Annotated in this window: 24 protein-coding genes; 9 read left to right on the top strand and 15 right to left on the bottom strand. The window is 68.8% G+C overall.

All coding sequences use genetic code 11. The features are described from left to right. Positions 1-146: 146 nt before the first annotated feature. The 4 genes from QM619_RS05115 to QM619_RS05100 all read left to right on the top strand — a co-directional run bounded on the left by QM619_RS05115 (position 147) and on the right by QM619_RS05100 (position 3,506). Positions 147-287, top strand: a complete 141-nt coding sequence (locus QM619_RS05115; RefSeq protein ID WP_415104967.1) for a hypothetical protein — start codon at positions 147-149, stop codon at positions 285-287. 9 nt (positions 288-296) lie between these two features. Next, complete coding sequence (locus tag QM619_RS05110; RefSeq protein ID WP_415104965.1) at positions 297-1,589, top strand: GH32 C-terminal domain-containing protein; 1,293 nt, start codon at positions 297-299, stop codon at positions 1,587-1,589. Between the two features lie 68 nt (positions 1,590-1,657). Further along, positions 1,658-2,452, top strand: a complete 795-nt coding sequence (locus QM619_RS05105) for a PIG-L family deacetylase (protein WP_415104963.1) — start codon at positions 1,658-1,660, stop codon at positions 2,450-2,452. A gap of 118 nt (positions 2,453-2,570) precedes the next feature. Then, positions 2,571-3,506 carry a glycosyltransferase family 2 protein gene (locus tag QM619_RS05100; RefSeq protein ID WP_415104961.1) on the top strand — a complete coding sequence of 312 codons (936 nt, stop codon included), beginning with the start codon at positions 2,571-2,573 and terminating at the stop codon, positions 3,504-3,506. On the opposite strand, the gene QM619_RS05095 is transcribed toward QM619_RS05100, so the two are convergent. The 9 genes from QM619_RS05095 to QM619_RS05055 form a co-directional block, all read right to left on the bottom strand. Next, positions 3,491-4,657: a nucleotide sugar dehydrogenase gene (locus QM619_RS05095; RefSeq protein WP_415104959.1), complete on the bottom strand. Its 1,167-nt coding sequence runs from the start codon at positions 4,655-4,657 to the stop codon at positions 3,491-3,493. The two genes, QM619_RS05100 and QM619_RS05095, sit on opposite strands and share 16 nt — an antisense overlap. A 117-nt stretch (positions 4,658-4,774) precedes the next feature. Continuing rightward, on the bottom strand, positions 4,775-5,536 hold the full coding sequence (locus QM619_RS05090; RefSeq protein WP_415104957.1) for a decaprenylphospho-beta-D-erythro-pentofuranosid-2-ulose 2-reductase: 762 nt from the start codon (positions 5,534-5,536) through the stop codon (positions 4,775-4,777). Between the two features lie 36 nt (positions 5,537-5,572). Further along, a complete protein-coding gene (locus QM619_RS05085) occupies positions 5,573-7,003 on the bottom strand; it encodes an FAD-binding protein (RefSeq protein ID WP_415104955.1) in 1,431 nt (476 codons plus the stop codon). A 49-nt stretch (positions 7,004-7,052) separates the two neighbouring features. Beyond that, entirely contained in the window at positions 7,053-8,174 is a 1,122-nt protein-coding gene (locus tag QM619_RS05080) for a hypothetical protein (protein ID WP_415104953.1), read from the bottom strand. After that, entirely contained in the window at positions 8,171-8,809 is a 639-nt protein-coding gene (locus QM619_RS05075; RefSeq protein ID WP_415104951.1) for an ABC transporter ATP-binding protein, read from the bottom strand. Before QM619_RS05075 ends, QM619_RS05080 begins: the two co-directional genes overlap by 4 nt. Next, the gene (locus QM619_RS05070; RefSeq protein WP_415104949.1) at positions 8,806-9,846 is read right to left on the bottom strand and encodes a biotin/lipoyl-binding protein; all 1,041 of its coding nucleotides are present in this window, start codon (positions 9,844-9,846) and stop codon (positions 8,806-8,808) included. The genes QM619_RS05075 and QM619_RS05070 overlap by 4 nt, the downstream gene beginning before the upstream one ends. A 57-nt stretch (positions 9,847-9,903) precedes the next feature. Then, a complete protein-coding gene (locus tag QM619_RS05065; protein WP_415104947.1) occupies positions 9,904-10,341 on the bottom strand; it encodes a hypothetical protein in 438 nt (145 codons plus the stop codon). A 695-nt stretch (positions 10,342-11,036) separates the two neighbouring features. Further along, positions 11,037-11,675 carry a response regulator gene (locus QM619_RS05060; RefSeq protein ID WP_415104945.1) on the bottom strand — a complete coding sequence of 213 codons (639 nt, stop codon included), beginning with the start codon at positions 11,673-11,675 and terminating at the stop codon, positions 11,037-11,039. Further along, a complete protein-coding gene (locus tag QM619_RS05055) occupies positions 11,672-12,835 on the bottom strand; it encodes a sensor histidine kinase (RefSeq protein ID WP_415104943.1) in 1,164 nt (387 codons plus the stop codon). The genes QM619_RS05060 and QM619_RS05055 overlap by 4 nt, the downstream gene beginning before the upstream one ends. A 129-nt stretch (positions 12,836-12,964) precedes the next feature. On the opposite strand from QM619_RS05055, the gene QM619_RS05050 reads away from it, so the two are divergent. Next, positions 12,965-13,837 carry a CPBP family intramembrane glutamic endopeptidase gene (locus QM619_RS05050; protein WP_415104941.1) on the top strand — a complete coding sequence of 291 codons (873 nt, stop codon included), beginning with the start codon at positions 12,965-12,967 and terminating at the stop codon, positions 13,835-13,837. On the opposite strand, the gene QM619_RS05045 is transcribed toward QM619_RS05050, so the two are convergent. Together QM619_RS05045 and QM619_RS05040 are read right to left on the bottom strand one after the other, a co-directional pair. Beyond that, positions 13,817-15,553 carry a SulP family inorganic anion transporter gene (locus QM619_RS05045; protein ID WP_415104939.1) on the bottom strand — a complete coding sequence of 579 codons (1,737 nt, stop codon included), beginning with the start codon at positions 15,551-15,553 and terminating at the stop codon, positions 13,817-13,819. The two genes, QM619_RS05050 and QM619_RS05045, sit on opposite strands and share 21 nt — an antisense overlap. A gap of 220 nt (positions 15,554-15,773) precedes the next feature. Next, a complete protein-coding gene (locus QM619_RS05040) occupies positions 15,774-17,462 on the bottom strand; it encodes a hypothetical protein (protein ID WP_415104937.1) in 1,689 nt (562 codons plus the stop codon). A 107-nt stretch (positions 17,463-17,569) separates the two neighbouring features. Between QM619_RS05040 and QM619_RS05035 the strand changes: the two genes are divergently transcribed. Beyond that, entirely contained in the window at positions 17,570-18,361 is a 792-nt protein-coding gene (locus QM619_RS05035) for an MBL fold metallo-hydrolase (protein WP_415104935.1), read from the top strand. A 315-nt stretch (positions 18,362-18,676) separates the two neighbouring features. Next, a complete protein-coding gene (locus QM619_RS05030) occupies positions 18,677-19,555 on the top strand; it encodes a hypothetical protein (RefSeq protein WP_415104933.1) in 879 nt (292 codons plus the stop codon). A gap of 90 nt (positions 19,556-19,645) precedes the next feature. On the opposite strand, the gene QM619_RS05025 is transcribed toward QM619_RS05030, so the two are convergent. Continuing rightward, positions 19,646-19,807, bottom strand: coding sequence for a hypothetical protein (locus tag QM619_RS05025; RefSeq protein WP_415104931.1), 162 nt, complete (start codon positions 19,805-19,807; stop codon positions 19,646-19,648). A gap of 155 nt (positions 19,808-19,962) precedes the next feature. On the opposite strand from QM619_RS05025, the gene QM619_RS05020 reads away from it, so the two are divergent. Continuing rightward, positions 19,963-20,394, top strand: coding sequence for a hypothetical protein (locus tag QM619_RS05020; RefSeq protein ID WP_415105077.1), 432 nt, complete (start codon positions 19,963-19,965; stop codon positions 20,392-20,394). Positions 20,395-20,874: 480 nt separating this feature from the next. Here the strand turns inward: QM619_RS05020 and QM619_RS05015 are convergent, their stop codons facing one another. After that, positions 20,875-23,838 (bottom strand): bifunctional [glutamine synthetase] adenylyltransferase/[glutamine synthetase]-adenylyl-L-tyrosine phosphorylase, encoded by a 2,964-nt coding sequence (locus QM619_RS05015; RefSeq protein ID WP_415104929.1) that lies wholly within the window; start codon positions 23,836-23,838, stop codon positions 20,875-20,877. A 24-nt stretch (positions 23,839-23,862) separates the two neighbouring features. On the opposite strand from QM619_RS05015, the gene QM619_RS05010 reads away from it, so the two are divergent. Then, complete coding sequence (locus QM619_RS05010) at positions 23,863-24,246, top strand: sterol carrier family protein (protein ID WP_415104927.1); 384 nt, start codon at positions 23,863-23,865, stop codon at positions 24,244-24,246. 129 nt (positions 24,247-24,375) lie between these two features. On the opposite strand, the gene QM619_RS05005 is transcribed toward QM619_RS05010, so the two are convergent. Further along, positions 24,376-25,713: a glutamine synthetase family protein gene (locus QM619_RS05005; protein WP_415104925.1), complete on the bottom strand. Its 1,338-nt coding sequence runs from the start codon at positions 25,711-25,713 to the stop codon at positions 24,376-24,378. Positions 25,714-25,909: 196 nt separating this feature from the next. After that, on the bottom strand, positions 25,910-26,080 hold the full coding sequence (locus QM619_RS05000) for an SPOR domain-containing protein (protein WP_415104923.1): 171 nt from the start codon (positions 26,078-26,080) through the stop codon (positions 25,910-25,912). Between the last annotated feature and the right edge of the window lie 16 nt (positions 26,081-26,096).

Raw genomic sequence — 26,096 nt, 5'->3', positions numbered from 1 at the left:
CTCGGTCGGGCCGCTGCTCGGCGTGATCACCGGGGGCGCTGTCGGGCTTCACCCAGTCGCTCGGCTACCTGATCGCGGCACCGGGGCCGTTCCTGATCGGACTGCTGCACGACCTGACCGGCGGCTGGACGGCACCGCTGCTGGCCATGATCGGCTGCGCGCTGGTGCTGATCTGGGTCGGGGTGGCGGCGAGCCGTCCGGACGCGATCGAGGACCATGTCGGCACCGGTCGAGCAGCCATGTCCGCGTCCGTGCCGGAGGAGCTGCGTCCGGCCGGCGGCCAGTAGCATTCCGGCATGGTCGGCCAGCACTCACGTCCGCGTTGGCACTATTCCCCTCAGCACATGTGGATGAACGACCCCAACGGGTTGATCTTCAACGCCGGCACCTGGCACATGTTCTACCAGTCGAACCCCTCCGGAACGGTGTGGGGGAACATGTCCTGGGGCCACGCCACCTCGTCCGATCTGCTGAATTGGACCGAGCACAAGGTGGCGCTGTGGCACACCGACACCGAGGAGATCTACTCAGGCAGCTGCGTCTTCGACGCCACCAACTCCTCCGGCTTCGGCACCACCGACTGGCCGCCCCTGGTCGCGGTGTACACCTCCAACTACCTGTCTCGCGACGGCCGGCCCCGCGTCCAGGCACAGAGCCTCGCCTACAGCCTGGACGGCGGCAGCCACTGGACGACCTACCCCGGCAACCCGGTGCTGAACCGCGACTCCACCGACTTCCGCGACCCCAAGGTGTTCCGGCACGGCGACGTCTGGGTGATGGTGGCTGTCGAGGCCGAACAGCACCAGGTGGTCATCTACCGCTCCACCAATTTGACGGAATGGACCCACGCCTCCACGTTCGGCCCGGCCCATGCGGCCGCCGGCGTGTGGGAATGCCCGGACCTGTTCGAGCTCCCGGTGGCCAACGAGGGCAGGTCCAAGTGGGTGCTGCTGGTCAACCTCAACCCGGGCGGGGTTGCCGGCGGCAGCGGCTGCCAGTACTTCGTCGGCGATTTCGACGGCTACACCTTCACCCCGGACGCCTTGGTCGGCCTCTCCACCGACCCCGCGCTGGGCTTGGCCGATCCGCTGCTGCGGGCCTACGACTGGGTCGACTTCGGCCGGGACTGCTACGCGGTGACGTCGTTCGCCGACGTGCCGGACGGCCGGCGCATCGTGCTGGGGTGGATGAACAACTGGGACTACGCCAACGACGTCCCACTGACCGGCGGACGCAGCATCATGACCATCCCCCGCGAGATCGACCTGATCCGCATCGGCGATCGGTACCGGCTGCGACAACGTCCGATCCGTGAGCTGCCGGACGCCGCACTGGAACGGCACACGCTTGCCGACGGTGACCTGGTGCTGATCCGCGGGGTGGCACTGGAGTACCACGACGGCGTCCTCAGCCTCGACCGGCGAGGCGTCGGACGCACCGACTTCCACGAGGGCTTCGGCACCCGGCAATGGGCCGAGGTGCCCGAGCGGCCCCGCAACGTCACCATCGACATCCTGCTGGACACCTGCTCGATCGAGGTGTTCGCCGCCGGCGGCCTGGTGGTGATCAGCGACCTGGTCTTCTTCTGAATCGTCACCGAGTCCCGGCCACCCGCCGGGGTGAGGCGGGCTCCGCGGCACGCGGCATACTGGCCGGCATGTCGACGATCATGTTCGTCCACGCCCATCCGGACGACGAGGGCACGCTGACCGCCGGGTCGATGATCCGGGCCGCCGACGAGGGCCACCGGGTGATCGTGGTGTTCGCCACCCGCGGCGAGCACGGCGAGGCGCCCGACGATCTGCAACCGGGCGAGTCGGTCGCCGACCGGCGGGTCGCGGAGGCGACACGCGCCGCCCGGATCGCCGGGGCGGCCGGCGTCCACTGGCTGGGGTACCGCGATTCGGGCATGGCGGGCTGGGAGCAGAACCATCATCCCCAGGCCTTCCTCCAGGCACCTGCAGAAGAGGCCGCCGAGCGGCTGGCCGCCCTGATCGCGCAGGAGCGGCCGGACGTCCTGGTGGGCTACGACTGGCACGGCAACTACGGCCATCCCGACCACGTCCGGGTCCACCAGGTGGTCCGGCGGGCCGCCGAGCTGGCCGAGCCGCGTCCGCGATTGTTCGAGGCCACCATGAACCGGGACCGGATCCGCCGCCAGTATCGACTGGCGACGGCGTCCGGCGTCCCCGATGCCGAGGGCTTCGACCCCGACCAGCCGATGAACGACGGCAATCCGCTGGGCACCCCCGAGGCCGAGATCAACCTGGCGGTGGACGTCGCCGCCCAGGTGGTGCGGCGACGCGAGATGATGGCGTGCCACGCCAGCCAGGTCGCCGACATTCGGCCGTGGCTGGAGTTGCCGCTGGAGACCTACGCAGCGGTGTTCGACACAGAGCATTACCTGGAGGTCGGCAGTTCGGACCCGATGCGTCCGGGCTGGTTCTTCTGACCTGACGACCATCGGACGCCAACCCGACCGGCGGTGCTGAGTGGCGTCAACCACGATGGGCATCTCGGCACATTGTCCGTAGTTCGACTATTCTTCTACCGTGCCCCCCCGAGAGAGCGTGACAGTCATCACGCCCGCCTACAACGTTGCTGACTATATTGCTGAAGCAGTGACATCGGTTCTCGCCCAAACGATCCCAGATTTCACCTACCTGATTGTGGACGACGGTTCGACCGACGGCACTGCGGAGGTTGCCGAGGCTGCGGCCGGCGGCGATCCTCGAGTGCGGATCATCCGCCAGGAAAACCAAGGATCATCCGCCGCCCGCAACACCGGAATTTCCCTTGCCACAACCCCTTTCATCGCCTTCCTGGACGGCGACGATCGCTGGTTGCCAGAAACTCTCAGGATTCTCATAGCCGCGATCGATGGCGCCGAGCCAGACGTGGGCGCCGTTTTCGGCCACTCGCGGCTTATCGACGAGCAGGGGCAACTCTTGAGGACGACACTCGAACGTCCGCCAGGACGCTACGACCTGAGCGCCATGCTCCGCGGAATGGCACCGATGGGGAATGGGAGTTGCCTGTTGCTGCGCAGATCCTGCTTCGAGGAGGTGGGCGGCTTCGACGTCGCCCTGCGCAGCGCGGTCGACTTCGAGATGTGGCTACGGATCCAAAAGTCGTCCACCACGCCGATCTTCCACTGCGTCCCGAAGATGGTGGTCGACTACCGCATCCGGCCCGGCAGCATCTCGACCTATCCGGCACACCGTTTCCAGGCACTCGACCGCATCTTCGACACCTACGCCGCGGACGCCTCGCCCGCCGACCGAGTCCATGCCTATGTCTCGACCGCGCTCAATGCGTATCGCGCCGGTGACGATCTATTCGGGCCCAAGTGGCTGCGGTCGGCATTGCGATCGGCACCGCTCACGTCCGTGCGCCACCCGGAGTTCGCCCGCGCTCTCCCCTGGCTCGTGCTCGGCGGGCGCGCAACCCGCTCTCTCCGGCGACTGATATCGACGGTTCGGAGTCGTGGTCAGTCGCGTCCGTAGATGTCGCGGGTATAGACCTTGTCCGCGACATCGGCCAGCTCCGGGGCCTGGCGATTGCTCACGATGACGTCGGAGCGCCGCTTGAAATCCTCCAGGTCGCGAACCACCTCGGAGTGGAAGAAGTGCTCGTCCTCAAGCGTCGGCTCGTAGACGATGACCTTCACGCCCTTGGCCTTGATGCGCTTCATCACACCTTGAATGGACGACGAACGGAAGTTGTCGGAGCCCGCCTTCATAACCAGCCGGTAGATGCCGACGACCTGCGGGTGCCGGTCCAAGATATCGAAAGCGATGAAGTCCTTGCGCGTTGTGTTCGCGTCCACCACCGCGGCGATCAAATTCTGCGGGACGTTGGCGTAGTTGGCCAGCAGCTGCTTGGTGTCCTTGGGGAGGCAGTAGCCGCCGTAGCCGAAAGAGGGATTGTTGTAGTGGGTTCCGATTCGCGGATCGAGACCCACTCCCTCGATGATCTTCGCCGGATCGAGGCCGTGCACCGCCGCATAGGTGTCCAGCTCATTGAAGTAGGCGACACGCAACGCCAGATAGGTGTTCGCAAACAGCTTGAGCGCCTCGGCCTCGGCCGAGGTCATCGCCAGCACCGGCACCCCAGTGGTCGCGGCGCCTTCGACCATCAACTCGGCGAACCGGGCCGCCGCCTCCGAGTCGTCCCCGACCACCACCCGCGACGGATAGCGATTGTCGTGGAGTGCAAGACCTTCCCGCAGGAACTCCGGCGAGAAGAAGATCGTTGCGCCCGGATGCCTGGACCGCAATTCGTCGGTGAAGCCCACTGGAATAGTGGACTTGATCACCACTGCGGCTGCCGGGTTGGCGTCGAGGGCCTCGGCCGCCACCTGCTCCACCGAGCTGGTGTCGAACAGATTGGTCGCCGGGTCGTAGTTGGTGGGCGTGGCGACCACCACGTACGTCGCGTCGGGATACGCCTCGGCGGGATTGGTCGTGGCGTACAGCCGAAGCCCGCCGGCTGCCAGCGCCTCTTCGATATCGGGATCGTGAATCGGCGATTCCGCGCGATTGATCGCCTCGACCCGTCCGCCGTCGACCTCCAACAGAACCACCTCATGCCGATCGGCATGCAGAATGGCATTGGACAAACCGACATAGCCTGCACCAACAACCGCGATCTTCAAACTAGCACCTTCCGCAAAAGTCAGTTCCGCACGACGGCCTTAGCGGCCCACTATATCGGTTCCGGACTGACGCTAGCACGGGTAAATAGACGCCGGACGCTCGCGCCGAGCAACCGGTCAGATCGGTAGCTTGCGGAAGATCGGGGTCGGGATGTGTCGCAGGATCATCATCACGTAGCGGAATGCCGGCGGCACCCAGATCAGCTCCTTGCCGTCGGCGACGGCGGCGACGATCTGCTGCGCGACATCCTCCTTGTTCACCGTGAGCGGCGCCTCTTTCACGTGCGCCGACATCCGGGTGCGGACCTGGCCGGGACGGACCACCAGCACCTTCGGACCGAGACCCGACAGCGCCTGCCCGAGGTTGAGGTAGAAGGCGTCCAGGCCGGCCTTGGTCGAGCCGTAGACGAAGTTCGAGCGCCGCACCCTCTCGCCGGCGACCGTGCTCATCGCGACGATCTGGCCGTGGCCCTGGGCCTTGAACCGCTCGCCGAGCAGGACGCCGACACTGACCGCGCCGGTGTAGTTGATGTTGCAGATCTGGACGGCCTTGGCCTGGTTCTGCCACAGCTCCTCGGCGTCGCCGAGCAGGCCGAAGGCGACCATCGCGATGTCGATGTCACCGCCGGCGAAGGCCGCCTCGATGGCCGCCGGGTGGGAGGCGAAGTCGGCGGCGTCGAAGTCGACCACCTCGACGGCCGTCGCTCCCTGGGCCTTGAGGGCGTCCACCGCCGCCTCGATTCCTGGGTCACCGGGCATGCAGGCCAGCACCACACGCAGCGGCTGCCGGTGCAGGTATTCGCTGACCACGGCCAGGCCGATCTCGGACGTGCCTCCCAGCAGCAGGATGGACTGCGGGTTGCCGACGGCGTCGAACATGGGGTTCTCCCTCTTCTATGGGTGCGGGTGCGCGGGTCAGAGCAGGTCGAGGCGGCGGGCCATGTCGGAGGCGAACACGCCGTCGGGGTCGATGGCGCGCCGAGTGGCGATCCAGGAGTCGATCTCGGGATACATGGCGTGGAAGGTGGCGGCGGTGGTGCGGGAGTCCTTCGCGGTGTAGAGGCGTCCGCCGAACTCGAGGATGCGGGCGTCCAGGCCGGCCAGGAACTCGTGCAGCCCGCGCTTGATCGGGAAGTCGACGCAGACGTTCCAGCCGGCCATCGGGTAGCTGAGCGGCGCCCGGTTGCCTTCGCCGAACAGCTTGAACACGTTCAGGAACGAGTAGTGCCCGGATCGCTGGATGTCGCCGATGATCGCCGTGAACTCCTCCACCGCGGACGGCGGGACGACGAACTGGTACTGCAGGAAGCCGGCCGGACCGTAGGCCCGGTTCCATTCGCTGAACATGTCCAGCGGATGGTAGAAGCCGGTCAGGGTCTGGATCTTGTTGCTGTAGCTGCCCGATTTGGCGTACCAGGCGGTGCCCAGCGCGGTGAAGGACAGCTTGTTGGCCAGGCCGTTGGGGAACACGTCCGGCAGTTCGAACAGCGGCTTGGCGTTGAACGCGAGCGGGTCGGCGGCCAGTTTCGGCGCGTACTCCTGCAGCTGCGCCAGGGTGGCCAGGTTGCCCCGGGACAGCGCGGCCCGGCCCAGCTTCGGCGGCACCGAGATGGCGTCGAACCAGGCCGAGGAGTAGTCGTAGCGGTTCTCAGAGCCGTCGGAGTGGACGGCGATTGTCTCGTCCAGGCTGTGCGTGACGATGCCGTCGGCGAGGAAGTAGGCGGTCTCGGTGCGGGTCATCCGCAGCCGCACCCGCAGGATGATGCCGGTCATCCCGATGCCGCCCACAGTCGCCCAGAACAGGGTGGCGTCCGGATCGTCGGCGGAGCCCTCAGGGGTCAGGGTGAGGACGCGTCCGTCGGCGACCAGCAGCTCCATGGAGAGCACATGGTTGCCGAACGAGCCGGCCGAATGGTGGTTCTTGCCGTGGACGTCGCAGCCGATCGCGCCGCCGATGGTGACCTGACGGGTGCCCGGCAGCACGGGAACCCACAAGCCGTGCGGCAGCGCGGCCCGCATCAGGGCGTCCAGGCTGACGCCGGCGTCGACGTCCACGATCGCCGAGTCGGGGTCGATGGAGTGGATGGTGGCCAGACCGGTCATGTCGATCACCAGGCCGCCGGTGTTCTGCGCGACATCGCCGTAGGAGCGGCCCAGACCGCGCGCCACGACGCCGCGCTTCAGGTGCGAGGGGCGTCCGGCGTTGTGGTCGGCGACCGCGGCCACCGCGGCCTGCACCTGTGCGGCCGAGGTGGGCCGCAGCACGTGGGCCAGGCCGGGCGCGGTACGGCCCCAGCCGGCAAGGGTTTCGAGGGATGTGGGCAGGTCGATGGTTGAACTGGGCATCGGTGCCGATTCTATCGCCGCGGCCTCCGGGTGGACGCCGACCGGTGGGTCACGGCACCCGGAGTTCGGCGAGCGGATCGCGCCGGGATGCCACAATCGCCGGCGCGAGCGCACCCAGGCCGGAGGCGGCCACGGTCAGAATCATCGTCGCCGCCACGAAGTCCGCCGGCGGCAGCGGTTCCCGCCCAGAGACCAGCACGGTCAACGCGATCACGGCACCGAGCACGGATGCCGCGCAGGCGATCAGAACGGTCTGAACGGTGATCAGCCCGACGATCAGGCCACGGGTTGCGCCGAGGGCTCGACGCCGACCGAAGTCCTTGCGCCGGATCATCACCAGACCGAACTGGAGCGTGCCGACCAGCACGGCCAGCACCCCCGTCAGCATCAGCGTCAGGCCGCGGCTGAAGCCGCCCAACTGGCCCTGGACCAGGGCGCGAAGCCGGGCGATGTCGGACGCCGCGGCGACGGTCACCCCCGCCGGGTCGACGGGGGCCACCAACTCGCGGCTGGCATCGGCGACGGCGGTGACGGACTCTGGGCGCTGCACGACCACGATCACCAAGGCGACATCGCCCGGTCTCATCGTCGCCGCCACCTGGTGGAGATCGCGCGGCACGATCACAATCGGCTCAAGAGCCTCCAGGAACTCGGGTGTCTGCAGGCGTCCGCCCATGTCGTACCCGGTTCTCTCCAGGGCCGCCAGATAGCCGGCTGCGTCCGGCATCCCCAACGCGTCCAGTGCCCGCTTGCTGGCGTACGCGACGCCATCGACGGCAGGTGCGGCGATGCCCAACGGCTGCAGGCTGGTGGACACCAGAACCCGGCTGGCCACGGCCACGTCCGATCCGGTGATGCCGTTGCTGACATCGACGGCCTGGCCGAACGCGCCCACCCACTCCACTCCGGCGATCGTGCGCAACCGCTCGACGACGCTGTAGTCGAGGCCGGCCGACGGTTCGGCGCGAATGGTGATCGCCCGCGAGCCGACCGCGTCGATGCTGGTCAGGATCTGGGCTTCGGCGGCGGACGCCCGCCCGCTGGTCAGCAATACCGCGGCGGTCATCCCTCCCATCAGCACCATCGCGATCACGGTCGGGACGCGTTGCGCCCAGGCCATCGCGATCGCCTCGCGGACGAGCCGGTGGATCCGCTTCCAGCCCCGGCTCACAACTCGATCTTCCGGTCGCAGGCGTCGACCAGCCGGCGGTCATGGGTGACCACCAGTGTGATCCCACCCGCGTGCGCGTGGCCCCGCAGCGCCGCGATCACGCCGCCGGCGCTGGCGTCGTCCAGATTGCCGGTCGGCTCGTCGGCAAGCAGCACCGCGGGCTGGTGGACGAGTGCGCGGCACAGCGCGATCCGTTGCGCCTGGCCGCCGGAGACCTGGCCGGGCCTGCGGTCAGCAGGAGTGTCGACGCCGAGTTCGCGCATGAGTTCACCCGCCCGGCGCTGCGCTGCAGCGGGTTCCAGATCGCCGTAGAGCGACACCTCCACGATGTTGTCCATCACGGTCCGGGTGGGGTCGAGCGCGGCGTCCTGGAAGACGAAGCCGAACAGCGCGGCGCGCAACCGGGAGCGGGCGGCGTCCGGAAGCGACGAGACCGGCTCACCGTCGATCAGCACCGCACCGGAGCGTGGGGTGAGCATCAGCCCGATCAGATAGAGCAGGGTGGATTTGCCGCGACCGGACGGGCCGGTGACCGCCACCAGATCGCCGGCCGACGCCCGCAAGGCGAAGCCGGAGATGATGCTGGGCAGCTTCCCGTAGCCGAACTCGAGATCGGCACACGTCAGCGTGGTCATTGGTCGGGCACCCGCACCTTCGTGCCGGCTGCCAAGCCCTGCACCACCGCCATTCCCCTGGCCCGTGCGTTCACCGTCACCGGAATGCGGCTGCCGTCGGCACCGATCACGGCGACGCTGCCGTCCGCCGCCGAGGCGAGCGCGGCGACCGGAACGACCACGCCGGGGACCGGAGCCTGAACCTCGGTCACGCCGTTGAGCCGCGTCGTCCCGGACAGCGGGATCGCGCCGCAGTCCTTGCCGCACAGCGAGCCGCCGGTGGGTCCGGTGATGCGCGCGGCACTCTGGTTGTCCGCGCCGGTCGTGAGGGCACCGAGGCGGCCGGTCCAGGCCTGTGAGCCGCTGGTCACCGTGATGGTCATGCCCGCTGCCACCTGACGGGCCTGGGTCTCGCCGAACGTCGCGGTGAACACCGGTGCGGCGCCGAGGGAGTCCACGCTCGCCTGGCCGCTGCCGATCTCGGCCCCGACCCGGAATGCCTTGGGGTCGAGCACGACCCGGACGGGCAGGGTCCGGACGAACAGCACGTCGCCGCGCCGCACCACCCCGGTGGCCTCGACACCGAGCCGCCGCTGCCACGTCGTGGCGGCAGCCACCACCGCCGGGGTCATCGTGCCGGACGTGGCGCGCAGGTAGCCCTTTGCCTTCAGCAGCGCCGTGAACTGCTGGACGTCGGCGCCCGCCATGCCTGCCTTCAGGTCGCGGAAGGCAGGCACCCGTCCCTTTGCGACAATCACCGGACGCTCGTCGACGCGGTACAGCGCGTCGCCGGCCTCGACCCGGTCGCCACGGCGAACGTTGACCCCGGTGACGATCCCGGACGCCTGGTTGACCGCGGCCCGGCTGGTCGGCCAGGTGACGGTGACGACCGTCGCGACGGACGCCGACACCTCCCCCGATACGGCTTCGACCTCGGCATACAGCGCCTCGGACGCTACCTCCGGCGGCTCGCGGGTCACCACGGAGGCCGCCCAGCCGATGCCTGTGCCGGCGACCAGAAGGGCGACTCCGCCCGCAATCAGTCCGAGCTTGGTCACGTCACATGAGTCCGTCGGAATGTGACGGCCAGAAGATCTTCACGTTCGCACCGTCTCTTACCACCAGCTTTCGGCGTCGACACACTTCTTCCTGACCTCGTCCTGCACGCTCTCCGGCACGAGGGCCGTCAGGTACCAGTCCAGTCGATTGCCTCGAATTTCCTCGAGGAAAGACTGCCACGACGGCATCGGAGGAACATCGTAGCCCTCATTCTTGACGCAACGCGACTGCTCTACAAAATGGTCGTACATCAACCTGAAATCGGCGTCGGTCTTGGGCTCGGGTTTCGCAGGCAACGTCGCTCTGCAGCCGTCCACGACTTTCTTGTTTTCCTCAAATTCAGTCCGCGAGGCGGCAGGAAACTCCGTCCGCGCCCGCCCGTCCGGACCGATCTCGAAGGAGGCATTCACACCCGCCTTCTTCAGGCAGTCCACGAGCGCTCGGTTATATTCCGAGACGGTTCCTGCAAAGATGGGCCGCTGGCTTGGCGTCATCGACGGCTCCACATTGGAAGAGCAGGCCGACACAGAGACCACTAGCACGACCGCAGCGGCGATCCAGATCAGACAAGTAGTAGAAGATCTTCCGACCCTCGCAACCTCGAAACCGCGCCGCCTCAACGCCCGAACCCCGGTTATGCGCTGAAGCTCTTGCAGACACCCTTGGTGTAACTCAAGTCCACCGTGATACTGCCAGTCACGGACCAGAATCCACCGCTACCCTTACCCTGCCGTGTGCTGATGTGCCAACTACTCGACCCCTCCTCGAAGAACGCCGAACTCTTCCCCGGTAGAAGGAGGACCCGATCGCCCTTCGTCCTGAGTTGAAGATACGCGAACGGCGTGCTCCCACCGCAGTACTGGTAATCATCCTCGGTCACCGAAGCGTGAGCGGGAGCCACCGAGGCCCCCAGAATCAAGGCTCCAGCGCACACCGAGACCGTCAGACGTCTACCGAAATTGAGGCTCATATCAAACTCCTTCATGCAGCCTTCGATGTCCGGCACTCTAGACGAACACTCATGCTGGCGCAACAACACATCGGAATTAGCCAGGCGACGTTCCTACTGTCGCAGCGGAATCCCGCTGCAGTTATCTGACAGGAGGCATCGAGGTGGAGGCGTCGATACCGCTTATCGCGTCTACGGCGAATGCGACCAGACGGCGTCCGGAGGTCAAGCGGCGCCGTCTCATCGCGGGACGTCGAGCGCGCGGGTCAGCAGCAGAGCGAGCCCGGTGCGGTCACGCCGCTCGAGCTTGCGCAGCAGCGCCGAGACGTGGTTCTTCACCGTCCCCTCGGCCAGGTGCAGCTGGGTGGCGATCTCGGTGTTGGTGGCGCCGGTGGCCACCAACTGGGCGACCTGCAGCTCGGTGGCGGTCAGCGCAGCCAGCGGTCCGGTGTCCGGGCGGGGACGGCTGAACGCCGTCCGAGCCACGCGGGGGTCGATCACCAGGCCGCCGGCGACCGCCTGCCGGATGGTCTCGCCGAGGGTCTCCACCGAGCAGTCCTTGAGCAGGAAGCCGGCCGCGCCGCCTTCGATCGCGCCGCGGACCAGGTCCTCGTCGTCGAAGGTGCTGAGCAGCACCACCGGCAGGCCGGGATGTCTGTGGACGCAGGCCGCCAGCAGGCCGAGGCCGTCCAGGCCGGGCATCCGCGCGTCGGTGAGCACCACGTCCGGGGCGGTGGCGGCGATCACGGCCAGCGCCTGATGGCCGTCGCCGGCCTCGCCGACCACCTCGATGCCGTCGTCGGTGCCGAGCAGCATGCCGAGTCCGCGGCGCAGCAGCTGCTGGTCGTCGACCACCACGACCCGGATCCGGCCGGTCATGCCGCCTCCGCCGGGACGGCGTCGAGCGGGACTTCGGCGATCACGTCGAGCCCGCCGAGGCGTCCGGGATGCCGCAGGACCAGCGTGCCGCCCAACTCGCGGGCACGCTCGGTGAGGCCGCGCAGACCGAAGCCGGGCTCCGGCTCCTGCTCGACCCGGCCGTTGTCGCTGACCACCACCCGCAGCCGACCGGCGTCCCGGTCGAGGGTGCAGCGCACCCGGTCGGCGGCGGTGTGCCGCAGCACATTGGTCAACGCCTCCTGGATCAGCCGGTAGGCGAACAGGGTGCGCGGACGGTCCAGCCGTCCGATCTCCGGCGCCACCTCGACGCCGACCTCCAGCCCGGTGCCGCGGAACACGTCCGCGACCGCCTCGAACGACTGCGGATCGGTCAACTCCTCCAGCCGGGCCGGATGCAGCGCCCGCACCCACAGCCGCATGTCGGCCAGGGCCTGCCTGGTCATCGCCGAGGCGTTCACCACCTCTTTCCAGGCGGCCGCCGGGTCGCGCTCCCGGACCCGGCCGGCGAACTCCAGCGACATCGAGACCAGTGTCAGCTGGTGGCCGAGTCCGTCATGCAGTTCGGCGGCGGCACGGGCACGTTCCTGGGCCAGCACCAGGTCGCGGGAGGCGTCCATCGCCTCGGTCAGCCGGGCGTTGGCCGCGACCAGTTCGCGATGCTGCTGGTCGAAGGCCCGCAGCACCGCGCCGAAGACCAGGACGATCGAGAGCAGCGCCAGGTTGGCCAGCGATTGCAGCAGCACCGGCGTCCAGTCACCCTGGTAGCCGTCGTGCAGCAGGGCGACCAGGACGGCGGTCATCAGCACTGCCAGCGCGCAGCCCGCCCACACGCTCCAGTCGACGACCAGCACGATCAACGCCGCGAACAGCAACGGCAGGCCCAGATTGTCGCCGAAGGTGACCACGCCGATTCCGCACAGGGTCAGCACCAGCGAGGCGACCCTGGTGAACCGCCCCGTCGCCCGGAACCGCCAGGCCGCTGCGGCGACGACCACCAACAGCAGCAGCGCGGTGGCGTTGCCGGGCCGGTCCGCCAGCTGCAGCACGGCCGAACCGAGCGCGGCGAGCAGCCCTCCGGCGAACATCGCGTTCAGCAGCCGGCGCACCCGATCGGCGGGAGCGGTGCTCGGACGGGGCATGGCATCACCCTAAATCGTGGAACGCGCCCGCACCCATGACCGCGGTCATGGGTGTCCATGACCGGACGCCGATACCTGTCATGACACGGGCTGGTTCCCGCGGCGGCATCGGATCCGTAGCGTCGGGGCATGACCGCCGCCACCCACGCCACACCCGCTCCCGTCCCGACCGGGCGGGCACCTCTGGACACACCCGCCGTGGGCTGGCCCGGCGTCGCGCTCCGGTTGCTGCTCGCACTGGTGGTGACGCTGGCCAGCTATCTGTTGCTGCTCGTCGTTCCGTCGCTGCCCGGCATGGACCCGACCCCAGACGCCCGTGCCGGCAACTGGGGGCTGGCGGTGCTCAAACAAGGCATTCCTGTTCTCACCGTCCCACTGCTCTCGATCCTCTTCATCGCGGTGTTGACCAGGTTCGTCGACCGGCGTCCGTTCCGGGTGACCGGGCTGGCATTGGACGCCCGCACGGTGCTGGGGTTGCTGTTGGGCACCGCGATCAGCCTGGTCGTGGTGGTTCCGGCCAGCGTGCTGTTCGCCCGGTTGCAGCTCATTCCGGCGTCCAGCGGCTTCGGCGGTCAGCCGCTGTGGGTGGTGATCGCCGGCTCGCTGCTGCTCGGCTTCGGCATGCAGGGCTTCCCCGAGGAGTACGTCTGGCGCGGCTGGCTGACCCAGTCGCTCGGCGGCCGCCCGTGGCGGCAGGCGGGCGTGTCGGCGATTGCCTTCGGGCTGATCCACATCGTGTCCAACGGCGGACACGCGGTGTGGTGGCAGGGCGCGATCTACATCACCTCGGCCGGCGCCTTCGGCTTCGCCGCCGCCGCGCTCTACTTCGCCACCGGCTCGCTCTGGGCAGCCGTCGGCATCCACGGCGGGCTGCATCTGGGCAACACATTCGCCGCACTGCTCGGCGGCGGAGAAGGCTGGCCGCTGGAACTGTTCCAGATCGTCGCCTACCTGCTGATCGGCCTGGCGATCATGCGGCGGCTACCTTCGGCGTCCGTCTGAGTCGACCAGGGCCGCCGCCCGCTGGATCGCCTGCGACAGCTCCAGCACGTGCAGCGCCGGGTCGAGCGCACCCATCGAGGTCACGGTGCGAAGCTGCGCCTTGGTCATGCCTTGGGCGATCACCGCGATGCCCCGCCGGCTCAGTTGCCGGACGGTGTCTTTGAGCGCTTCGCCGCCGGAGGCGTCCAGGATGTGCATGCGATGGAAGCGGAGGATCACCACCGCGACACCCTCGACCCCCGTCACCAGATCGGTGAAGCGGCTGGCGTCGCCGTAGAACAGTGCGCCGTCCACCCGGAAGATCGCGATCCGGTCGCGCAGGCGTTCCTGCTCGGGCGTGTAGTCGATGACGCCTTCGCGGGTGTCGGCGGGCAGATACTGGCGCCGGACGATCGAGTACTTCGCCATATGCCGCAGACTCATCATCGCCGCCATCGCGGCACCCAGCAGCACCGCCGCCACCAGGTCGAGGAAGACGGTCGCCAACAAGGTGATCACGAAGGTGTTCCGGTCGGCGCGGGTGGTGCGGAAGATCGTCCGGAACACGGCCGGATTCACCATCCGGAGCGCCACCACGACCAGGACGCCGCCCAGCGCCGCCAGCGGGATCCGGGACACGATCGGGCCGAGCGCCAGCATGATCGCCAGCAGGACCACCGCATGGGTGATCGAGGCGAGCCGGGTGCGTCCACCGGAGCGGACGTTGACCGCGGTACGTGCGATCGCCCCGGTGGCGGGCAGCCCGCCGAACAGCCCGGACGCCAGGTTGGCCAGGCCTTGCCCGACCAGTTCCCGATCGGGCTGGGTGCGTCCGATGTCCGGCACCATGCCGTCCGCGACCCGTGCCGACAGCAGCGACTCCAGGGCGGCGAGCGCCGCGACCGCCAGCGCCGGCGCGGCCAGGTCCTGGAGCGTGACCAGGTCGAAGGCCGGCAGGGCAGGTGCCGGCAGGCCGGACGGCAGCGCCCCAATCCGCTCCACCGGCAGAGCGGCCAGCTCGACCACCACCGTGGCCACGGCGATCGCCAACAGCGAGATGGGCAGTTTCGGGAAGCGGCGTCCGGGCAGATGCAGCACCACGGTCAGTCCGGCCACCATCAGCGGCCAGACTGCGGCCGGCCAATCGGTGTGCTGCAAGGTCTGGTAGGTGGCCATCAAGGTGGACTCGGATTCCCCCTTGGGCGCCCCGAGGAGGAGCGGGCACTGCTGCAGCAGAATGATCGCCCCGATGCCGGTGGTGAAGCCCTCGACCACCGGGAACGGCACCATCTCGATGGCCCGGCCCATCGCGGTGAGGCCCATCAGCACCACCAGCACACCGGCGAGGACGGCGAGCAGCGGCACCTGCTGGACGCCGTACTGGGCGATCACCGGCAGCAGCACGACCGTCATCGCCCCGGTCGGCCCGGAGATCTGCAGATGACTGCCGCCGAACACCGCCGCGACGATGCCGGCGACGACCGCGGTGATCAGCCCGCCCGCCGCGCCGGCACCGGAGGCGACCCCGAAGCCGAGCGCGAGCGGGAGCGCCACCACGCCCACCGTCACCCCGGCGAGCAGGTCGCGTCCCCAGGAGCGGGGCAGTTCGGCGTAGTCGGCGCGCCGCGGCCAGAGGCCCTTGAGACTGATCAAATGGTCGCCGACGAGTCCGACCGCACCGGCCAGACTCTCCTGCGCGCTGGCCTGTGACGGCTGGACGCGGTAATCCCGCTTCATGCGCTCGCCCTCACAGCGCCGCATGGTAACGGCTCGATGTGACGACCGAGAGACGTCGGTGACCGGTGGTCACGGTCGGCCGACCGTCATCCAGGCCTGCGACTCCCGCACCTGGTCATCCCGGCGAACGCCGGGATCTCACCGAGCACCTCGAACCCGGACCCGCCGGAGATCCCGGAGCAAGTCCGGGATGACGAACGAGTCCGGGATGACGAGGAGGCTAGCCGCAGATGGCCTTCCGGGCCTGTGCCGGATCGACCGGGATGCGCAGCATGGTCAGCTTCGGCGCCTGCAGGATGTTGGTGACGAACCGTTGCGGGGTGAGCGGTTCGGAGACCGCGGCGATCAGCGCCGGAATGTCGCCGCAGGCCAGAGTGGCGCGGGCGTCGTTGAGCGCCTTGTCGCCGGGGTGGACGTCGGCCGCGGTGTAGCGGGCCATCGCCCAGACCACCGGTTTATAGGCGTGCCCGACCCGGTACTCGGCGTCCGGGGGCAACACCAGCCGGGAACCGATCGGGTCGCCCAGGGACGGTGGGTCGACCATGGTGACGTCCAGCCCGGCGCCGACGCCGGCGATGCCGAGCGAGTTGATCACCACGTAGACGCCCTCGCCGTCGTAGGTGGGCAGTCTGTCGTCCGGCTTGGTGATGTCGACGAAATAGGAGCGCCCCGCGGCCAGGTCTTTCGCGGCCCGCTGGGTGAGCTGATAGCCGACGTCGGCCGACCAGTTCTCGGCGATCACCATGGCGCCGGGGCGATCCGGGACGAATTTCGCGTAGTAGCTGCGCTCGTCGACGATCATGCCGTTCCACAGCACCGGACGCAGCACCAGCCCGGCGACCAGCGCCCAGACCATGGTCAGCACGGCCGCCACCCGCGTCCAGGCCGCACCGCCGACCACCGCGACCGGGGCGAACAGCAACACCGTGGCCGGCAGCAGGAACCGTGCGTGCATGAAGTCGCCGCCCACCGAGATGACGAAGCCGGCGTGGATCGCGGCACCGAGCAGCGGGCCGAGCCAGAGCGCGGCAAGGCCGCCGTCCCGGTCCTGCACGGCGGTGGCGATGCCGGCGACGAAGAACACCAGCATGATCGTCACCGGCAGGTACAGGTAGTAGGTCGATGCGTAGTCGAACAGGTACAGCAGCCCCTGCACCACGGACGCGTTCGCCTTGGCCAGGGCGGTGTTCGGCACCAGCGAGGCGTAGTAGCCCATCCGGAAGATCTCATAGCCGACCGGGACGGCCAACGCGAAGCCGGCCGAGCCCAGCCAGCCGCCGAGCCGGCGCTCGGACTGGCACAGCAGCATGATGCCGAAGACCAGGCTGACCAGGGCCAGGTCGGGCCGGATCAGCACGCCCAAGCCGATCAGCACGGCGACCGGCCAGGGACGCCAGGCCGGCAGCGGATGCCGCGGCCGGTTCGCCCAGCGCCGGGCCAGCGCCCAGAAGCAGGCGGCGATCCAGCAGAAGGTGAGCGAGGTCTCCAGGCCCGAGGTGCCGAAATCCCAAAACGGGGTCAGCCCGGCCAGTACGGCGGCGCCCAGCGGCAACACCACCTGGCTGCGTGGCGGCACCAGCTGCAGCCCGCCGAAGCCGAGCAGGATCATCGCCAGCGTGATGAACCCGGTGCCCAGCCAGACCATCACCTCGCCCACCTCGGCCCACGGGGCGGCCAGCTTGCCGAGCGTCACGAAGGCGAGCCACAGCGTGGACGTGCCCACCTCGACCCGCTCGTTCAGGTTGTAGGTGGGGCCGTGGCCGGCCACCAGCTGCAGCACCACCCGGACGTTGATGAAGCCGTCGTCGGAGACCCAGCGGCGCAGCCAGGTCAGCACCCCGACCACCGCGGCCGGCAGCAGGATCGACAACACCACCCAGGCACGCCTGGAGGACGAGGCAACGGCCACGGGTTCCCCTTTCGAGTCGGCGTCCATCATGACAGCTGGGTCTCACAGCGCCTGCGCTCCCCCGCCGTCGTGGGTGTGGGTCGAGCCGTAGGCATTACCGTGAGCCAATGGACGTTCTGCTGCTCGGCACCGGGGCCTCGGACGGCGTCCCGAACGCCTGGTGCACCTGCCCGACCTGCGCCGAGGCCCGGACGTCCGGCGCGATCCGGACCAACACGTCCGTGCTTGTCGACGACGTATTGCTGCTGGACTGCGGTCCCGAGGCGCCGCGGCAGGCGCAGCGCGCCGGACGCGACCTGTGCGGCGTCCGGACGGTGCTGATCACGCATGCGCACGACGACCATCTCGATCCGTCGTTCTTGATGCACCGCGGCTGGGTGAACGAGCGGCCGCTGCAGATGGTCGGGCCTGCGCCGGCGATCGCCCGTTGCGTCGACTGGCTGGCGCCGGAGCAGCTGGTGGTCACCCTCACCACGGTGACCGCAGGGGATGGGTTGACCGTGGACGGCTACCGGGTGCTGGTGCTGCCGGCCACCCATCACGCCCGTGGCGAGGCGGTGCTGTACGCGGTCGAGCACGAGGGACGCCGGCTGCTGTACGCGACCGACACCGGGCCGTGGCAGCCTCGTGCCCTGGAACTGCTGGCCGGTTGGCGCTTCGACCTGGTGTTGCTGGAGCAGACCTTCGGCGACGCCGTCCCACCGATGACCGGGCACCACACATTCACCAGCTTCGGTGCCGCGGTGGACGACCTGCGCGGCATCGGCGCAGTGGACGCCGCCACCCGCGTGATCGGCGTCCACCTCAGTCACAGCAACCCTCTTCTGGCGGAACTGACCGCCCGGATGGCCGGCATGGACGCCGAGGTGCATCCCGATCTGACGCTGCTCCAGGTCTGAGCGCACCCCTCTGTTGTGCCCGTCGTGGCCAGGTTTCCTTCATCGCCAGGAGCTGCCGATCTCACCATCGGTGCCGACTGGCCGGATCCGTGACCGATGTCATGGAATAGCACGAAATCGATCGGTCAAAGTGAAAGCGGCTCCCGATGGTGAGATCGGCGACCCCCAGGCGACCCCCACGGCAGGTAGCCAGGGTCGGACGAACCGGATCCACACCTGATCCATGCCGTCCGGCGGTCCGATGAGTTCGTCGAGTTATCCACAATTTGCTTGAGCACCGGCGTCCAGGGGCTGAATCTGGCCGATAGTCACAGGATGATTCCGTCTGAACTCAACCAGGTCTCCATCTTCAACGTCCGCCAGTTGCGCGATCGCGGAATCGGACAGGACGAGATCCGCCGAGAGCTCAGCCAGGGGGGCCTGGTGCGGCTGAAGCGGGGTTGGTACACCAGCCTCAACCCAGAGCAGCCGGCCGAGCGCCACCGGTTGCGCGTCCTGACCGAATTGGCCGATCATCCGGACACTGTCGCCAGCCACTATTCGGGCGCCGTCCAACTGAAACTGCCAGTGCACCGTCCGGACTGGAGCCGCATCCACCTGATGCGCATCGGACCTGGCCCCGCCCAGAACCGCGCCCATGTGGTGATCCATCGTCGGGTGGCGGACGCCGACGGAACCGACCCTGCCCTGATCATCGCCCAAACTGCTCTGTTCTGCCCGGTGTCCGGTTTGATGGCGCTCGACAAAGCGCTCGCCCTGGGTTTGGTGTCACTTGCGGCATTCGACGTCTGGTCGAAGAAGCTGGGCGGACGTCCAGGTCATCAGCGGCTCCGGGTCGTCCGCCGGCTGGCCGATCAGCGCCGCGAATCGCCGTTGGAGTCACGGACGGCGCTGACTTTCGACCGCTGGGGGCACCAACTCGAACCTCAGTTCCACGTGCCAGGGACCGACTATCGCGCGGACGCCCGAATCAGCGGAACCAGCGTGCTGGTGGAATGCGACGGACTGGGCAAATATGACGAGCCGGGCTCGGAAGCCAGAGAGAAGGTCCGTGAGGACGAGATCCGCGCCCTCGACTGGGAGGTCGTCCGGGTCACCACGGCCCTATTGGATGATCCATCCGTCCTTGCCCGACGAGTGAAGGCCGCGATCGAGCGCTCCCGCCGTCGAGTCGACGCCCGGATATCCGCCTGAGCACCGGGCACCGGGCACCGGGCACCGGGCACCGGGCAGTGTCGGTCTGGCGCATCCGGCGTCCGCCGATCTCACCTGACTTTCACACGTTTAGTGCCCCAGAGCGTTGAGGATTTCTTGGGTGGCCGGGTCGATGGCGGGGTGGGCGTCGAGGCGGTGGCCGCTGATGGTGATGGTGACTTGGCGTAGCGGCCGCAGGGTGGTGATGAGCTTGCGCAGGCTCCGACCGGAGCGGGCTTGGAGGTCGCTCATCGTCGATCACGCCGAACCCGAGCCGCTCCCACGACCCACGGACCACGTCGATCAGCAACGTCGAGCGTGACGACTCAACGATCACCGTTCCCGCCGGCGCCCCGCGCTCGTCCAGGCCGAGGTCCAGCTGCTTCTGCCCGGCGTTGAGTTTCTGGGTGCCGATCTCGACCAAGGCGTTCTTCCAGCTGGTGCTGGCCCGGTTGGTGGAGCCGACCTCGAAACTGGACAGCCTCCGCGTGATCAACGAGCTCGGGATCACCCCGTCGCATCACAACACCTACTACAAGGCGTTGAAACGGTGTGCCGGCCGCGACTACCGCAGCCAGCTCGCGACGGCTTATTTCCAGCACGTCTGGGGCCAGTTCGGCTTGCGAGTGCGCCGAGCCGAGATGCTCCAGGATCCGCCGCTGGCCGTGCTTCTTCTCCACGATCTGCACCGCCACCGCACCCGAAGCCGTCTTCACCTTCCGCAGAAACGGGCTCACAACCCTGATCCTACCGACCGATTAGTGCCCCAAACACCCCACCCGAACCTCCCTGACAAGGCACGACGCCCACCGAAACCCGAAAATCAGCGCGAGGTGTGAAAGTCAGGTTGGATGATCCATCCGTCCTTGCCCGACGAGTGAAGGCCGCGATCGAGCGCTCCCGCCGTCGAGTCGACGCCCGGATATCCGCCTGAGCACCGGGCACCGGGCACCGGGCACCGGGCACCGGGCACCGGGCAGTGTCGGTCTGGCGCATCCGGCGTCCGCCGATCTCACCATCAGTGCCGACTGGCCGGATCCGTGACCGATGTCATGAAATAACACGAAAGCCGTCACCGAAGCTGAAAGCGGGCACCGATGGTGAGATCGGCGACCCCCGGACCACGACACCGCAGCACGCCAGGCCTCGCTCCACCTCTACGAGCGCAGCGGGGCCGATCGGCGACCCCCCGGACCACGACACCGCAGCACGGTTAGCCAAAGGCCTGGCGTCCGGGTCGGACTCTGGGGAGCCGCTGATCAATCGTGTCTCGGCTGCGGCACACACCCGACGGGCGACCTGTCAACCCCAGAGGCGTCCTACTCCAGGCCCCAGAAGATGTGGTCCATCACCAGCCGGGCACGCCGGGTGCGGCGCCGGTACTCGTCCATGAAGACGCTGGATTCGCCCTTGTCATAGCCGAGTAGCTGGGCCACGGCGGACGCCTCCCGCGGATCGTTCGGGATGGTGTCGGACGCCCGTCCGCGGAGCAGCAGGATCGCGTTGCGGATGCCGCTGGCCATCGTCCAGGCGTCCCGCAGCGCGGCGGCGTCCTCGGGAGAGATCAAGTCCGCGGCCTCGGCCGCGCCCAGGGCGCCGAGGGTCGCTGTCGTGCGCAGCTCGGGCAGCCGATCGCCGTGCTGCAGCTGCAGCAGCTGGACGGCCCACTCCACGTCGGAGAGCCCGCCGGGGCCGAGCTTGGTGTTGCGCAGCGGATCGCTGCCCCGCGGGATCCGCTCCACCTCCATCCGGGCCTTCAGCTTGCGGATCTCGTGCACCTGCTGCCGGGCCAGTCCCCCGGCCGGGTAGCGGATGGTGTCGATCGTCCGCAGCAGGGACGCCGACAGCTCGGCATGGCCGGCACCGTGCGCGGCGCGCTGCAAGGCCTGTGCCTCCCAGGTGGACGACCAGCGCTCGTAGTAGGCGAGGTACGACGACAGCGACCGCACGATCGGCCCGCCCTTGCCCTCCGGACGCAGATCGACGTCGATGTCCAGAGCCGGATCGGGACCCGCCTTTCCCAGCACCGAACGCAGTTCGGAGACCACCTGGGTTCCGATCTTCACCGCGTCCGGACGGTCGGTGTCCTCGATCACGAACATCGCGTCGGCGTCCGAGGCGTAGGAGAGCTCGCAACCGCCCCAGCGGCCCAACGCGATCACCGCGATCCGCGGTGACCATTCGAGCCGGCGGCGCACCACTTCGAGGGTGGCGTCGATGGTGGCGCTGAACAGCTCCGACAGCCCCACCCCGACGGTGGCCAGGTCGATCAGGCCGAGCAGGTCGGCCATCGCGATCCGCAGCAGTTCGCGACGCCGGACGGCCCGGATGTGCTGCACCGCCACGTCCAGTTCGCCGTGGCGTTTCGCGGACGCCCGCATCTCGGCCAGGATCTCGCCGCGTTCCCGCGGCCGCAGGGACGCCTCGTCGATCAGCATGCCGACCGACTGCGGCGCCCGCATCATCAGATCGACGGTGTACCGGCTGGAGGACAGGATCTTGGCCAGCCGTTCGGCCATCGCGTCGCCGTCGCGCAACGCCCGCAGATACCAGGGCGTCCGGCCCATCGCCTCGGACACCTGCCGGAAGGCCAGCAGCGCGTGGTCGGGGTTGGGTCCGGCGGTGAACCAGCCGAGCATCGCCGGCAGCAGCTGGCGCTGGATCTCGGCCTGCCGACTCAACCCCTGCGACAAGGCCTCGATGTGCCGCAGCGCCGCCTTCGGATCGGCGTAGCCGAGCGCCCGCAGCCGCACCTCGGCGCCGAAGCTGGTGAGCCGGACGGCCTCGGACGGGATCCGCGCCACCGCTTCCAGCAGCGGCGAGTAGAACAGCCGCTGGTGCAGGCCGAGCACCCTTCGGGTGGCGCCCCGCCAGCGGCTGCGCAGTTCGTCGGCGTCCGCCATGCCGACGCTGCGGGCCAGCCGGCGCAGGCTCAACTCGTCCTCGGGCATCAGGTGGGTGCGGCGCAGCTTCTCCAACTGGATGCGGTGCTCCAGCAGCCGCATCAGCCGGTAGGCGGCGTCCAGGTCCCTGCCGTCGCCGCGTCCGACGTAGCCGAACTCGATCAGCTTGGCCAGCGCCGGCAGGGTGCCGCGCTGCCGGACCCGGTCGTCGGCGCGTCCGTGCACCAGCTGGATCAACTGGACGCTGAACTCGACGTCACGCAGCCCGCCGGCGCCCAGCTTGATCTCGCGGTCGGCCTCACGGGGCGGCAGCAGCGCGATCACCCGGCGACGCATCGCCTGGGTCTCGGTGACGAACTGGTCGTTCTCGGCGACGTGCCACACCATCGGGGCGACCAGGTCGACGAAGTCCTGCGCCAACGCCAGGTCCCCGGCCATCGCACGGGCCTTGAGCATGGCCTGGAACTCCCAGTTCTTCGCCCATTTCTCGTAGTAGACGGCGTGTGAGGACAACGTGCGCACCAGCGGTCCGGCTTTGCCCTCGGGACGCAGCGCCGCGTCGATCTGCCAGATCGTGCCGGCCGCGGTATGCGCCGAACAGATCCGGCTCAGCGCGCCGACCAGCTTGGTGGCGACGGTGACCGCGCGGGCTGTCTCACAGGCCGGCTCGCCGGCCTCGTCCAACGCGGCCTCGGCGATGTACAGCACGTCGACGTCGCTGAGGTAGTTCAACTCCTGGCCGCCGGTCTTGCCCAACGCGACGATGCCGAGCCGGGCGCACTCCCAGCCGGGCACCTCGCCGCGGGCCAGGGCGAGCGCGGTCTCCACGGTGGCGTCCGCCAGGTCGGCCAGTTCACCGGCCACCTCCGGCAGCAGTTCGAGCGGATCGTCCGCGGTCAGGTCGGCGGCGGCGATCCGGAGCAGTTCGCGCCGGTAGGCACGGCGCAGGTCGTCCGAACGGCTCGGATCGGCGACCGGTGCGCCGGCGTCCGGATCGGCACCGACGGCGTCCAGCAGGATGCGGCGCAGGGTCGCCGCGTCGCGGCGTCCGGACGGGGCGCGCAGCACGTCGGCGTCCAGCGGACGCACCCCGAGATGCTGATTGAGCGCGACGCTGGCGCCCAGCACGCTGATCAGCCGCCGGGACCAGGCACCGGATTCGGCGCCGAGATCGTCCAGCAGACCCGGCCGCTCGCCGACCAGGCGCGCCAAGCCGCTGAGCGCCAGATCCGGATCGGCGCTGGCCAGGATCTCGGCCACCAGCTGGTCGCAGCCCTCGCCCAACTCGTCGTACCAGCCGTTCAGGATCTCGGCAGCCCGATGCGGATCGCCGAAGCCTAATCGGGCTAGGTTTCCTTCGGCGGTCGAGATGCGGGTCATGGCCGCGATGTTATCGTCGGCGGCGTGCCGTCCCGCCCGATTCGCCGCCAGACCCCCGCTCTCGACTGGGCCGAACTGGACGAATTGGCCGGCCAGGGCGCGGCGGCGGACGCCGTCCAGCTCGCGAAGGCGGTACGGGCGCTGTGCACCCGCGTCGCTGCTGAGCACCCCGGGCGGACCGTCGAGCTACGCGTGCCGCCCTACGCCGCCGTCCAACTCGCCCTCGACGAGGGCAGCACCCATCGCCGCGGCACCCCGCCGAACGTCGTCGAGACCGATGCGGTCACCATGCTCGCGCTGGCCACAGGTCAGCTGACCTGGACGGACGCACGGGCCAGCCACCGCGTCCGGGCCAGTGGTGCGCACAGCGACCTGTCCGCCCTGTTCCCGCTCCGCCCGGAGCACTAGGCCCTCCCTAACTACTTCGGCCCTCCCGCATGTGGCAGGGCAGAAGTAGTTAGGGAGGGGGTTGGGTGCCGGGGCACAGGGCGAACGGCGGCGCGACGTCCGTTCGGGACGAGGTCAGTCGGGACGACGTCACAGAGAGGGCAGCGAGGTGCGCAGCTCCCAGGGGGTGACCTGGGCGCGGTAGGCCTCGTACTCGGCGCGCTTGTTGCGCAGCACGAAGTCGAAGACATGCTCGCCGAGGGTCTCGGCGGCCAGCTCGGAGTTCTCCATCAGGCCGATCGCGGTGTCCAGCGACCGGGGCAGCGGCTTGATGCCGAGCGCCTGGCGCTGCCGTTCGGTGAGCGACCAGACGTCGTCCTCGGCGCCCTCGGGCAGCTCGTAGTCGTTCTCGATCCCGGCCAGGCCGGCGTTCAGCACCAGCGCGTAGGCGAGGTAGGGGTTCACCGCCGAGTCGATGGAGCGCAACTCGACCCGTGCCGAGGCCCCCTTGGACGGCTTGTACATCGGCACCCGGACCAGCGCCGAGCGGTTGTTCTGACCCCAGCAGATGTAGCGCGGGGCCTCGGATCCGCCGACCAACCGCTTGTAGGAGTTCACCCACTGGTTGGTCACGGCGGCGATCTCGGCGGCGTGCCGCAGCAGGCCGGCGATGAACTGGCGTCCGATCTTGGACAGGTGGTATTCGGCCGAGGCGTCGTAGAAGGCGTTGGTGTCGCCCTCGAACAGCGACAGGTGGGTGTGCATGCCCGAGCCAGGCTCGTTCTCCAGCGGCTTGGGCATGAACGAGGCGAACATGTCCTTCATCGCGGCGACCTCTTTGATCACGACCCGGAAGGTCATGATGTTGTCGGCCATGGTGAGCGCGTCGGCGTAGCGCAGGTCGATCTCCTGCTGGCCGGGGCCGCCCTCGTGGTGGCTGAACTCGACCGAGATGCCCATCTGCTCCAGCAGGGTGATGGCATGCCGGCGGAAATCGGTGCCGGCGTTGGCGGTGGTGTGGTCGAAATAGCCGCCGCGGTCGACCGGTATCGGCGGCTGACCGGGCTCCAACGGCTGCTTGAACAAGTAGAACTCGACCTCGGGGTGGGTGTAGAAGGTGAAGCCCATGTCGGCGGCCTTCCGCAACGCCCGCTTCAACACGTAGCGGGGGTCGGCGAACGACGGCGAGCCGTCGGGCAGCCGGATGTCGCAGAACATCCGCGCGGTGCCCTGGGTGGTGCCGCGCCAGGGCAGCAGTTGGAAGGTGGACGGGTCCGGGTGGGCCACCATGTCGGACTCGTACACGCGGGCGAAGCCCTGGATCGCCGAGCCGTCGAAGCCGATGCCCTCGGCGAAGGCGCCTTCGAGCTCGGCGGGCGCGATCGCGACCGACTTCAGGAATCCCAGGACGTCGGTGAACCAGAGCCGGACGAAGCGGACGTCGCGCTCCTCCATGGCGCGCAGGACGAACTCGGTCTGCTTATCCATGGCCGCTAGTCTGCCGCCCGTTGTGTTTCAGTTGGGTTACATCCATCAAACGGCCCGCGATCGTTTCACGGCGTCCACCCATGCCGGACACGCAGCCCGAGGCCACGAGTCCGTCGAACAGCGACCGATTCAGGGGCCATCCCCGCCTCACCAGCGCAGCGGCGTACGGAATCGGTCGCCAATCGTCGTCCCGTCGCTAGTCGTCGTCCTCGTCGTCCCACCGCGCGTTGCGTTCGCGCACCTTCTCCAACGCGTTGTTGGCGTCGTCCCGACTTCGATACGGACCGAGACGCTCCTCGGACTTGCAACCCTCGTAGGGCTCTGCCGCATGGTGTTTCAGGCACCAGTACCAGTTTCCTTCGGTCACCGCCGCCCCCTCGTCG

It is taken from the genome of Micropruina sp. (assembly GCF_047606665.1).
Taxonomy (GTDB): Bacteria; Actinomycetota; Actinomycetes; order Propionibacteriales; family Propionibacteriaceae; genus Micropruina.
Note: the sequence above shows the minus strand (reverse complement) of the source record. Positions and strands in the feature narration are given on the sequence as shown.

Bases quoted from the DNA above. Each gene is read 5' to 3' on its own strand.
- QM619_RS05050 (WP_415104941.1), top strand. From the start codon at position 12,965: ATGACCGCCGCCACCCACGCCACACCCGCTCCCGTCCCGACCGGGCGG.
- QM619_RS05025 (WP_415104931.1), bottom strand. From the start codon at position 19,807: ATGAGCGACCTCCAAGCCCGCTCCGGTCGGAGCCTGCGCAAGCTCATC.
- QM619_RS05030 (WP_415104933.1), top strand. From the start codon at position 18,677: ATGATTCCGTCTGAACTCAACCAGGTCTCCATCTTCAACGTCCGCCAG.
- QM619_RS05060 (WP_415104945.1), bottom strand. From the start codon at position 11,675: ATGACCGGCCGGATCCGGGTCGTGGTGGTCGACGACCAGCAGCTGCTG.
- QM619_RS05045 (WP_415104939.1), bottom strand. From the start codon at position 15,553: ATGAAGCGGGATTACCGCGTCCAGCCGTCACAGGCCAGCGCGCAGGAG.
- QM619_RS05015 (WP_415104929.1), bottom strand. From the start codon at position 23,838: ATGACCCGCATCTCGACCGCCGAAGGAAACCTAGCCCGATTAGGCTTC.
- QM619_RS05005 (WP_415104925.1), bottom strand. From the start codon at position 25,713: ATGGATAAGCAGACCGAGTTCGTCCTGCGCGCCATGGAGGAGCGCGAC.
- QM619_RS05065 (WP_415104947.1), bottom strand. From the start codon at position 10,341: ATGACGCCAAGCCAGCGGCCCATCTTTGCAGGAACCGTCTCGGAATAT.
- QM619_RS05090 (WP_415104957.1), bottom strand. From the start codon at position 5,536: ATGTTCGACGCCGTCGGCAACCCGCAGTCCATCCTGCTGCTGGGAGGC.
- QM619_RS05035 (WP_415104935.1), top strand. From the start codon at position 17,570: ATGGACGTTCTGCTGCTCGGCACCGGGGCCTCGGACGGCGTCCCGAAC.
- QM619_RS05055 (WP_415104943.1), bottom strand. From the start codon at position 12,835: ATGCCCCGTCCGAGCACCGCTCCCGCCGATCGGGTGCGCCGGCTGCTG.
- QM619_RS05075 (WP_415104951.1), bottom strand. From the start codon at position 8,809: ATGACCACGCTGACGTGTGCCGATCTCGAGTTCGGCTACGGGAAGCTG.
- QM619_RS05085 (WP_415104955.1), bottom strand. From the start codon at position 7,003: ATGCCCAGTTCAACCATCGACCTGCCCACATCCCTCGAAACCCTTGCC.
- QM619_RS05110 (WP_415104965.1), top strand. From the start codon at position 297: ATGGTCGGCCAGCACTCACGTCCGCGTTGGCACTATTCCCCTCAGCAC.
- QM619_RS05115 (WP_415104967.1), top strand. From the start codon at position 147: ATGATCGGCTGCGCGCTGGTGCTGATCTGGGTCGGGGTGGCGGCGAGC.
- QM619_RS05105 (WP_415104963.1), top strand. From the start codon at position 1,658: ATGTCGACGATCATGTTCGTCCACGCCCATCCGGACGACGAGGGCACG.